At 66.9% G+C, this 8,406-nt stretch carries 9 protein-coding genes; 7 read left to right on the top strand and 2 right to left on the bottom strand.

Features of this window, described 5'->3' with window-relative positions; genetic code table 11:
• Positions 1–163: 163 nt before the first annotated feature.
• From AC3WQZ_RS21170 to AC3WQZ_RS21150, 5 genes are read left to right on the top strand one after another with little or no spacing between them, the layout of a single operon-like run.
• Complete coding sequence (locus AC3WQZ_RS21170; protein ID WP_010808908.1) at positions 164–1,303, top strand: acyl-CoA dehydrogenase family protein; 1,140 nt, start codon at positions 164–166, stop codon at positions 1,301–1,303.
• Positions 1,304–1,341: 38 nt separating this feature from the next.
• Positions 1,342–2,529 (top strand): lipid-transfer protein, encoded by a 1,188-nt coding sequence (locus tag AC3WQZ_RS21165; protein ID WP_010808909.1) that lies wholly within the window; start codon positions 1,342–1,344, stop codon positions 2,527–2,529.
• 24 nt (positions 2,530–2,553) lie between these two features.
• Positions 2,554–2,991, top strand: a complete 438-nt coding sequence (locus AC3WQZ_RS21160) for a MaoC family dehydratase N-terminal domain-containing protein (RefSeq protein WP_010808910.1) — start codon at positions 2,554–2,556, stop codon at positions 2,989–2,991.
• 14 nt (positions 2,992–3,005) lie between these two features.
• On the top strand, positions 3,006–3,422 hold the full coding sequence (locus AC3WQZ_RS21155; RefSeq protein ID WP_010808911.1) for a MaoC family dehydratase: 417 nt from the start codon (positions 3,006–3,008) through the stop codon (positions 3,420–3,422).
• A gap of 26 nt (positions 3,423–3,448) precedes the next feature.
• On the top strand, positions 3,449–4,273 hold the full coding sequence (locus tag AC3WQZ_RS21150) for an SDR family NAD(P)-dependent oxidoreductase (protein WP_010808912.1): 825 nt from the start codon (positions 3,449–3,451) through the stop codon (positions 4,271–4,273).
• A gap of 59 nt (positions 4,274–4,332) precedes the next feature.
• Here the strand turns inward: AC3WQZ_RS21150 and AC3WQZ_RS21145 are convergent, their stop codons facing one another.
• Positions 4,333–5,208 (bottom strand): pirin family protein, encoded by an 876-nt coding sequence (locus AC3WQZ_RS21145; protein ID WP_439668701.1) that lies wholly within the window; start codon positions 5,206–5,208, stop codon positions 4,333–4,335.
• A gap of 139 nt (positions 5,209–5,347) precedes the next feature.
• A complete protein-coding gene (locus tag AC3WQZ_RS21140; RefSeq protein ID WP_010808914.1) occupies positions 5,348–5,926 on the bottom strand; it encodes an acyloxyacyl hydrolase in 579 nt (192 codons plus the stop codon).
• Positions 5,927–6,161: 235 nt separating this feature from the next.
• Between AC3WQZ_RS21140 and AC3WQZ_RS21135 the strand changes: the two genes are divergently transcribed.
• Both AC3WQZ_RS21135 and AC3WQZ_RS21130 read left to right on the top strand, forming a co-directional pair.
• Entirely contained in the window at positions 6,162–6,956 is a 795-nt protein-coding gene (locus AC3WQZ_RS21135; protein ID WP_058696881.1) for a hypothetical protein, read from the top strand.
• Positions 6,953–8,338 (top strand): MFS transporter, encoded by a 1,386-nt coding sequence (locus AC3WQZ_RS21130; RefSeq protein ID WP_037024344.1) that lies wholly within the window; start codon positions 6,953–6,955, stop codon positions 8,336–8,338. Before AC3WQZ_RS21135 ends, AC3WQZ_RS21130 begins: the two co-directional genes overlap by 4 nt.
• Positions 8,339–8,406 lie beyond the last annotated feature (68 nt).

Below are 8,406 nucleotides of genomic sequence, written 5' to 3'. Positions count from 1 at the left end.
CCCCAACGCCGCGCAACCCATGCGCGGCCGCCCCTTTGCTGTCTCCGGCCACCTGACGCGGGTGGTGTTCGCGGCCCCCTCCTCCCCGGTACCTTAGCGCCATACCAACGGCCGCATTGCTGGGCTGAGGCAACCTTCCGCAGACCGACATCCGGAGTACTCAATGGAAATCAACCGCAGCATCTATCGTGACGACCACGAGATGTTCCGCACCACCGTGCGCCGCTTCCTCGAACGCGAATGCCTGCCCAGGCAAGCCGAATGGGACAAGGCCGGCAAGGTCGACCGCGAGACCTGGCTCAAGGCCGGCCGCGAAGGCCTGCTGTGCGTGACGCTGCCGACCGAGTACGGCGGCGGCGGCGGCGACTTCGGCCACTCCGCCATCTATGCCGAAGAGTATGCCCGCGCCGGCCTGAGCGGGGTCGGCTTCGGCGTGCACTCCGACATCATCGCGCCGTATATCGCCCGCATCGGCAACGAGGAACAGAAGCAGCGCTGGCTTCCCAAGGTCTGCTCCGGCGAATACATCCTCGCCATCGGCATGACCGAGCCCGGCACCGGCAGCGACCTCAAGGCGATCCGCACCACTGCCACCCGCGATGGCGACGAGTACGTGATCAACGGCAGCAAGACCTTCATCAGCAACGGCCTGAACGCCGACCTGATCATCATGGTCTGCAAGACCGACCCGACCGCCGGCGCGCGCGGCGTCAGCCTGATCGTGGTCGAAGCCGAGCGCGAGGGCTTCCGCCGCGGCCGCAAGCTGGACAAGGTCGGCCAGCACGCGCAGGACACCGCCGAGCTGTTCTTCGACAACGTGCGCGTGCCGGTGGCCAACCTGCTGGGCGAGGAAGGCAAGGGCTTTGCCTACCTGATGGCCGAACTGCCGCAGGAGCGCCTGTCGATCGCGGTCAGCGCCGCCGCCAAGCTGGAGGTCTGCCTGGAACACACGCTGGCCTACGTCAAGGACCGCAAGGCCTTCAGCCAGACCGTCTGGGACTTCCAGAACACCAAGTTCAAGCTGGCCGACATCAAGACGCAGGCGATCTCGGTGCGGCTGCTGGTCGACCACTACCTCGGCGAGCACATCCGCCGCCGCCTGACGCTGGAAGAAGCGGCCATCGCCAAGCTCCATGCGACCGAAGTGCTGGGCACCGCGCTGGACCAGATGGTGCAGCTGCACGGCGGCTACGGCTACATGATGGAGTACCCGGTGGCGCGCGCCTTTGCCGACATGCGCGTGACCCGCATCTACGGCGGCACCAGCGAAGTGATGCGCGATCTGATCGCGCGCAAGCTGTAAGCACTGACCCCAAGACAAACAATCATCGGAGCACACCTATGACTCGCAAGGTTTTCGTCGCCGGCGCCGGCATGATCCCGTTCAAGAAGCCGGGCAGCAGCGACACCTATGACGTGATGGGCGCAACCGCCGTGCGCCAGGCGCTGGAAGACGCCGGCCTTGGCTATGAGGACGTGCAGCAGGCCTACGCCGGCTACGTGTATGGCGACTCGACCTGCGGCCAGAAGGCGCTGTACCAGGTCGGCATGACCGGCATCCCCGTCATCAACGTGAACAACAACTGCGCCACCGGCTCGTCGGCGCTGTTCCTGGCGCGCCAGGCGGTGCAGAGCGGCGCGGTGGACTGCGCGCTCGCGGTCGGCTTCGAGTTCATGCAGCCCGGCGCGCTGAAGTCGCGCTGGGACGACCGCGCCCCGGCGCTTGAGCGCGCCATCGGCCTGGTGGACGAACTGGTCGACCGCAAGGACCTGCCCAATGCCATCCGCCAGTTCTCCGGCGCCGGCAAGGCCCATATGGAAAAGTACGGCACCAGGCTGGAAACCTTCGCCAGGATCCGCGCCAAGGCCAGCCGCCACGCCGCCAACAACCCGCTGGCCGTATTCCGCAACGTGCTGACCACCGAGGACGTGCTGGCCGCGCCGGCGCTGTGGGAAGGCGTGCTCACGCGCCTGATGGCCTGCCCGCCAACCTGCGGCGCCGCTGCCGCCATCGTGGTGTCGGAGGAATTCGCGCGCAGGAAGGGCCTGAAGACCGACGTGCTGATCGCCGGCCAGTCGCTGACCACCGACCGCCCCAGCACCTACGACGCACGCGACATGATCCGCGTGGTCGGCTTCGGCATGACGCGCGAAGGCTCGCAGCAGGTGTATGAGCAGGCCGGCGTCGGCCCGCAGGACCTCGACGTGATCGAGCTGCACGACTGCTTCGCGCAGAACGAGCTGCTGACCTATGAAGGCCTCGGCCTGTGCCCGGAAGGCGGCGCCGAGAAGCTGGTCAACGACGGCGACAACACCTACGGCGGCAAGTGGGTGGTCAACCCGTCAGGCGGCCTGCTGTCCAAGGGCCATCCGCTGGGCGCCACCGGCCTGGCGCAATGCTACGAGATGGTCCAGCAGCTGCGCGGCACCGCCGACCAGCGCCAGGTGGAAGGCGCACGCCTGGCCCTGACGCACAACCTCGGCCTGGGCGGCGCCTGCGTGGTCACGCTGTACCAGAAGCACGCCTGAGCACACTGACACAGGAGGCCATCCATGATCGACAAGAAACACATCGGCAAGGTGGTGGCGGATTTCCGCGCCTGCGCACCGGCCAGCCAGCTGCGCTTCTTCGCCAAGGCCACCGGCCAGACCGATCCGGTCTATCTCGACGAAGCCGCCGCGCGCGACGCCGGCCACCCGGGCCTGCCGTTGCCGCCGACCTTCCTCTTTTCGCTGGAACTGGCCGGGCCGGCGACCGGCTGGCGAGATGAGCTGGGCATCCGCATCGACCGCATCCTGCACGGCGAGCAATCCTTTGCCTACCACCGCATGGCCTACGCCGGCGACACCCTGCACTTCAAGTCCACCATCGCCGACATCTACGACAAGAAGGGCGGCGCGCTGGAATTCGTAGTGCGCGAGACGCGCGTGACCAACCAGGATGGCGAGCACGTGGCAGACCTGCGCAGCGTGCTGGTGCATCGCACTTGAACCGGAGAACCCGCATGAGCAAACTAGGCTTCGACCAGGTCAAGGTAGGCGACACCCTGCCGCCGCTGACGCTGGAGCCGGTCAACCGCACCACGCTGGCGCTGTTCGCCGGCGCGTCGAACGACCACAACCCGATCCACATCGACATCGATTTCGCACGCAAGGCCGGCAACCCCGACGTGTTTGCCCACGGCATGCTGGCGATGGCCTGGCTGGGCCGCTTGCTGACGCAGTGGGTGGACCAGCGCCAGCTGCGCCAGTTCGGCGTGCGTTTTGTCGGCATCACCCACCTGGGCCATCGCATCACCTGCACCGGCCGCGTGGTGGAGAAGCTGGAAGTCGACGGCGAGAAGCGCGTCAGGCTGGAAATCCAGACCGCCAACCAGTATGGCGAAAGCAAGATCCTCGGCGACGCCGTCGTTGCCCTGTAAATCCAATCAAGCACAAGGAGTCTGAAATGGGAGCACTTGAAGGCAAGGTGGCACTGGTCACCGGTTCGGGCCGCGGCATCGGCAACGCCATCGCCATGCGGCTGGCACGCGAAGGCGCGCGCCTGGTCATCAATGACCTGGACGCCGAGCCGGCGCAACAGACCGTCGAGGAACTGAAGGCAATGGGCGTCGAAGCCGTGGCCTGCGTGGGCAACGTGTCCGCACCGGACTTTGCCGACCGCTTCATCAACACGGCGATGAGCAATTTCAAGAGCATCGACATCATCGTCAACAACGCCGGCTTCACCTGGGACGACGTGGTGCAGAAGATGAGCGACGAGCAGTGGTACGCCATCCTGGACTGCCACATGACCGCGCCATTCCGCATCCTGCGCGCCGCCTACCCGCACATCAAGGCACTGGCCGCCGCCGACAAGGAAGCCGGCCGCGAGGTGTACCGCAAGATCGTCAATATCTCGTCGACCTCGGGCCTGAACGGCAATGCCGGCCAGATCAACTACTCCGGCGCCAAGGCCGGCGTGATCGGCATGACCCGCGCCATGGCGCGCGAGTGGGGCCGCTTCAACGTCAACGTGAATGCGGTGGCGTTTGGGCTGATCCACACCCGCATGACCTCGGCCGACGCCAAGGCCGGCGCCACGGTCAACATCGAAGGCCGTGAAATCCGCGTCGGGCTGAATCCGGAGATGCTGAAGTCGCACGCCCAGCGCAATCCGCTTGGCCGAGGGGGCACCCCGGAAGAAGCCGCGGGCGGCGTGTACCTGTTCTGCTCGCCGGATTCCAACTACATCACCGGCCAGGTGATCGCGGTCGCCGGCAACGTGCAGTAAATCCAGCCGCACCGAAGCGGGGGCTCGCGTTGGCGAGCCCCCGTTGCTGCAGCAGGCGCCTACCGGCCGCCCGCCGCGATGCTGCCGAAATGACCGCTGCTGAAGTCGCGGAAGGCATCGGCGATCTGCTCTTCAGTGTTCATCACGAACGGGCCATGGCCGACGATCGGCTCGTCGATCGGCTCGCCGCTGAGCAGCAGCACCACCGCGTCGGTGCTGGCTTCGATGTTCACATCCTCGCCGGCACCGTCCAGCACCACCATCTCGGCATCCCGCACCGTCGCCTCCGCGTTGACGGTGATCTTGCCGCGCAGCACCACCAGCGCGGTATGCCAGCCCTCCGGCAGCGCCAGCCGCGCGCTGGCACCCTGGTTCAGGCGCATATCCCACACATGCATCGGCGTGAAGGTGCGCGCCGGACCGGCCTTGCCCGCGTACTCGCCGGCGATCACGCGCACCGTGCCGGCGCCATCGGGCAGCGGCACCACCGGGATATCGCGGTCGACGATGGCCTGGTAGCCGGGCGTGGTCATCTTGTCGCGCGCCGGCAGGTTGACCCACAGCTGCACCATTTCCAGCGCGCCGCCGCTTTGCGTAAAGGCCGGCGAGTGGAATTCCTCATGCAGGATGCCGGCGCCCGCCGTCATCCACTGCACGTCGCCGGGGCCGATCACGCCGCCCTGCCCGGTCGAGTCGCGATGCGCGACCTCGCCCTTGTAGACGATGGTCACGGTCTCGAAACCGCGGTGCGGATGCTGGCCAACCCCGCGCGGGCGCTGCGTCGGCGTGAAGTCGGCCGGCCCGGCATAGTCCAAAAGCAGAAACGGGCTCAGTTGCTTGCCGTGGCTCATGTACGAAAACATCGAGCGCACCGGAAAGCCATCTCCGACCCAGTGCTGACGCGGTGCGCTGTAGACGCCCAGAATGCGCTTCATGTCTGATCTCCGAGTATGCCGACCGATAGCGGCAGGCAATGATCCATGAAGCAATGATAGGAGCTGCAGCCGGCGCGCGGTAGACCGTGGGATTGCAATGCAGTGTCCTGTGGCTGGAACGATGCCCGGCCGCCGTCCGTCAGAAGCGGTAGCGCACGTAGCCCATGCTGAAGTTGGTGCCGGGATTGGGCTGCCTGATGCCGGCATTGGACAGGTGCTGGAAGCGGTAGCCGATGGCAAGCCGCTGCGCCTTGCCGAAGGCAATGCCCACGCCGACCATGTCAGAGAACTGGAACGCCGAGCCCATGCGATGGCCGTCGGCGATCTCGGTATGGCTGAGCACGCGCAAACCCACGGAGGCTTCAACAAACGGCGTCGCGTACTCGCCCGCATAGCTGAGGCGGAAGATCGGTGACACGCCGAACTCCGTCAGCTGGCTCGACGGCCGGGACGACAGCGCCCGCCAGTTTGCGAGATTGACCTCGCCGTCCAGGGACAGCGCAAGGCGGCTTGACAGCTGCCACTGCACGATATCGTCCCAGCGCGCGGCCACTTCGTATTTTTCAACGCCGTGGCGGTTGTCGCGGCCATAGCCGCCCTGCATCGAGAAGGTTGCCGCGTCGGCGGCGGCCGGAAGCGCGCACAGGCAGGCCGCAAACGGAACGGCGGCAGCAAGGTGCGCCAGCCGGCTTGATGGGGTTGCTATCTTCACTGACATCCGTGGGTTTCGGGCAGCGTCGACGTGTATCGCGGCGCTGCCACTTTGTTTTGATCACGGCGCTCGAAGATAGCAGCCCTTCAGATTTGCGGAAGCCTGCCCGAAGCAAACACAGTGTTCCAATGCCGAAACAATGCGACGTCATGACCAAGGAATTGGCAAAGCCACAGACAATTGTCGAAACTTGGTAGTACGCGGCTGTCACGGGGCCGCCCACAAGCGCAAGGAGGCCATCATGCGCGCCTGCCGACAAGCCCGCCCTGCCGCCAGGGCCGCCGCAGTCTGGCTGCTGGTGGCGGCCATGGCCACCGCGGCCTGGCTGCTGCCGCGCATCGCGCAGCCGCCGCAATACCATCGTTATGCCGACCCTTACGTCTGCTTCGGCACGCCCCACTGCCTCGACATCGGCTCCAATCTGCTGTTCCTGCTCGCGGGCGCGGCAGGCCTGCGCTATCTGGGCACCACGGCTGCCAGCCGTGCCTTTATCGCGCCGGCCGAGGCCTGGCCTTTCCGGCTGCTTTTCTTCGCCGTCTTCCTGGTTGGCCTGGGCTCCGCCTATTACCACCTTGCGCCGGACAACCAGCGGCTGGTGTGGGACAGGGCCCCGCTGGCGTTCGCGCTGATGTCCTGGCTGGGCGCCAACCTGTGCGAGCGGGTCAGCCTGAAGGCCGGCTTGCGGCTGCTGCCGCTGCTGCTGATCGCAGGGCCGGCCAGCGTCGCCTACTGGGCATGGAGCGAGGCCCGCGGCATCGGCGACCTGCGCCCTTATCTGCTGGTTCAGGCATCGGCCATGCTGGTGGTGCCACTGCTGCTCTGCCTCTATGCGCCGCGCTACACTGGCGACCGGGATGTGCTGGCCATCACCGGCTGCTATGTGCTGGCCCTGGCTTGCGATGTGCTGGATCACCAGATCGCCGCGCTCACGGGGCTGGTCAGCGGGCACACGCTCAAGCACGTGTTCGCGGCGCTGGCCGTCTATGGCGTCTTGCTTCGGCTGAAGCGGCGCCGCATCGTGGAGGAAGGAACATGACCGTGCCCCAACCTGGTGGCCACGCTCGCGAGCCCAGCGAGCCCACTGCCCTGGGCGTCGACGTACGGCCGCGCGAAGTGTGGGCATGGGCCATGTACGACTTTGCCAACTCTGGCTACACCACCGTGGTCATCACCGCGCTGTTCAATGCCTACTTCGTCGCCGTGGTGGCCGGCAATGCGTCCTGGGCCACGCTGGCGTGGACCGCGGCGCTTTCGCTCTCCTATGCGCTGGTGGTGCTAAGCGCGCCGCTGGTCGGTGCCTACGCCGACCTGCGCGCAGCCAAGAAGCCACTGCTTGCGGTGACGACGGCGGGTTGCGTGGTGTTCACCGCCCTGCTCTATTTTGCGCAGCCCGGCACCCTTGGCCTGGCCATCCTGTGCGTGGTCCTGTCCAACTTCTTTTTCGGCAGCGGCGAAAACCTGATCGCAGCCTTCCTGCCGTCGCTTTCCACCACCCGGGCCCTGGGCAGGGTATCGGGCTGGGGCTGGAGCCTTGGCTATATCGGTGGCCTGGCCACGCTGGGCGCATGCCTGCTCTATGTCAACTGGGCCAGCGCACGCGGCCACGTCGCCAGCCAGTTCGTTCCCGTCACCATGCTGATCACGGCGGCCATCTTTGCCCTGGCGAGCCTGCCGACCTTCCTGCTGCTGCGCGACCGCGGCGCGCCACGGATCGCTGCGTCCGCGCCGGCTGGCGAACAGGCCTGGGCCAGGGTATGGCAACGCCTGGGCCAGCTGCGCCAGTTCAGGGACCTGCGCCGCTTCCTGCTGTGCACCCTGTTCTACCAGGCCGGCATCCAGGCAGTGATCACGCTGACCGCCATCTACGCCAACCAGGCCATGGGCTTCACCATGCAGCAGACCCTGACCCTGGTGCTGGTGGTCAACCTGACGGCGGCGGCCGGCGCCTTCCTGTTCGGCCCTGTGCAGGACCGCATCGGCCACGTGCGCGCCATTGCCCTGACGCTGCTGGGCTGGATCCTGACCATCCTGCTGGCGCACGCCGCGCGCGAAGCGCCGCTGTTCTGGCTTGCCGCCAACGTGGCCGGCCTGTGCCTGGGCGCCGCCCAGTCCGCGGGACGGGCCATGGTGGGGCTGCTGGCCCCGCCCTCGCGCGCGGCCGAGTTCTTCGGTCTGTGGGGCCTGGCGGTCAAGCTGGCCTCGATCGCCGGGCCGCTGACCTATGGCATGGCAAGCTGGCTGACGGGCGGCGATCACCGGCAGGCGCTGCTGGTCACCGGCAGCTACTTCGTGGTCGGGCTGGGCCTGCTGTGCGGGGTCAACACCATGCGGGGCCGGCGGGCTGCCTTGCGCGCTGAGCGGATGGTCGGGCTGGAGACCGGGTACGGAGCCGCCACTGCCGGCCCCGCTTGCCATTAGCAGCACGGACGGCAGACTAAAATGAAACTGCCCTTTGGCGATTGGATCGCTCTTTCGGCTTCCGGACG

The organism is Cupriavidus sp. FW305-26 (assembly GCF_058787975.1).
This window is presented reverse-complemented; position numbering and strand designations above follow the sequence as displayed.